Raw genomic sequence first — 1,546 nt, 5'->3', positions numbered from 1 at the left:
CCTCGGTCAGCCGTGGCTTGGTGACATAGAGATAATAGCCATAACCCGGTAATGCGAGCGGCAGGGCGGCATAGATCAGCGCCCAGGCGGCGGCGACGCCGCCCAGGGCCCCGATCCGCCAGAGCCGGGCGAGCCCCAGAAGCGCAAGCGGCACAGAAAGTGCTGCCGGCACGGCGCATGCCAGCACCAGAAGAACGAAATCCGGGGTCGTGAGTGGCCCGAAGCGATGCGCCAGCACCACGACCACCAGCATGCCCAGCGAAAACAGCGCCATACGCCGCGCGAGAAAGGCGGACCGGGACACCGGACGGTCATAGCGGACAAGCATGCGGATCTACCGGAATCAGGAGGCGTTTCGTTCTCGGTTGTAACGGCTCGCGCGGAGGGCGTCGACAGGCAAAGCTCTGCGAGTGTCGCTAGGGCTCGCCGGAGCGCCCGCCACCAAGCAGCGGATTGCCACCCAGATCCGGTGCGGGGATGCCGCCGTCTGGCCGCGCGTCATCGAAGCTTTCAGGCGCTTCCATCAGCCCCTCTTCGACCGCCGGATCGAGCGGTGGCAGCGCCGGTGCGTCGAGGCTCGTTCCGCCGTCGGGCTCAGTGGGATCGGCAAGCGGCGGGGCGAGCGGCGGCGCGTCTGGGCTGAACGGCACATAGAGTGAAACTGTGACGATGACGGCGATCACCATCAGCCAGGAGCCGATGATGCGGGCGGGTATGGTGAGCCATGCACCCCGGAAGGGCCGCAGCATCAGGCCCGGCACGGCGAGGATCCACACGGCGCCGAATACGGCGGAAAAGGCGAATTCCTTGATGCCGATGCCGAAATCGTCGAGCCCGATGAAGAGCGAGAGCGAGAAGCCCACAATGCTTGCTGAAACCGGCGCTGCAAACCGGCGCAGGCTGGCCGGAAGCCAGAGCACGAGGCCGGACAACATCACGGCAACAGGCGCGATCAGGAAAAGCTCGTGTCCAAGCGGGCTTTGCAGGATTGCATGGAAGATGGGATCGAAGAACAGCAGCATCGGCGCGATGGAGGCGATAAAGGCGAGTAAGATCGAAACAGCCTCGCTCCGGCGCTCCGCGAGACCAATGGCGATCGAGAGGCCCAGCATGGCGAGCACCAGATCGTAGATCGACAGGGTGAAGAGATAGCCGAGCTCGAAAAAGGCGAATTCGTGCGGGATCACGAGCGAGGCTGCGACAATGAATGCGCCGGTGAGAAAGGCAAGGAAGGCCAGTCGAAAGCCCCGTGTCCGCAGGCCGGCATGAAAGCGTGCTGCGGCAGCCTGACCCTTGCCGTCTGTGCTAACGACCGCCGGCAATTCGCGCTTGGCCGCGGCCGGCGTCTCGCCGCTTCCGATTGAACGGACAGCCTTTGCCTGGCCGCTTTTTGCAGCCATGCGCGCCGTCTTCCTCCGTGGCAGTTTCTGCTTCTTCATGCCCATAACCTGACCCGGCGCACCAACGCGCCGACACCAAGCCTATTTCACAGCCCACTTGCTTTGTCACCGCAGCCTGCTGCACTCTGGCGTGAAAGGCAAAGTGA

General features: G+C 64.2%; 2 protein-coding genes. Both read right to left on the bottom strand.

Features of this window, described 5'->3' with window-relative positions; genetic code table 11:
* Positions 1-328 (bottom strand): hypothetical protein (locus ACK4FJ_RS20210; protein ID WP_409768815.1); only part of this gene is annotated, 328 nt, incomplete at its 3' end.
* Positions 329-416: 88 nt separating this feature from the next.
* On the bottom strand, positions 417-1,439 hold the full coding sequence (locus tag ACK4FJ_RS20205) for a hypothetical protein (protein WP_409768812.1): 1,023 nt from the start codon (positions 1,437-1,439) through the stop codon (positions 417-419).
* Positions 1,440-1,546 lie beyond the last annotated feature (107 nt).

Source organism: Ferrovibrio sp. (assembly GCF_046297595.1).
Lineage (GTDB): Bacteria > Pseudomonadota > Alphaproteobacteria > Ferrovibrionales > Ferrovibrionaceae > Ferrovibrio.
The sequence above is the reverse complement of the archived record's forward strand: the minus strand, read 5'-3'. Positions and strand labels throughout refer to the sequence as shown.

What these genes read in the sequence shown, in the direction of transcription:
- ACK4FJ_RS20205 (WP_409768812.1), bottom strand. Translation starts at nt 1,439, where the DNA reads ATGAAGAAGCAGAAACTGCCACGGAGGAAGACGGCGCGCATGGCTGCA.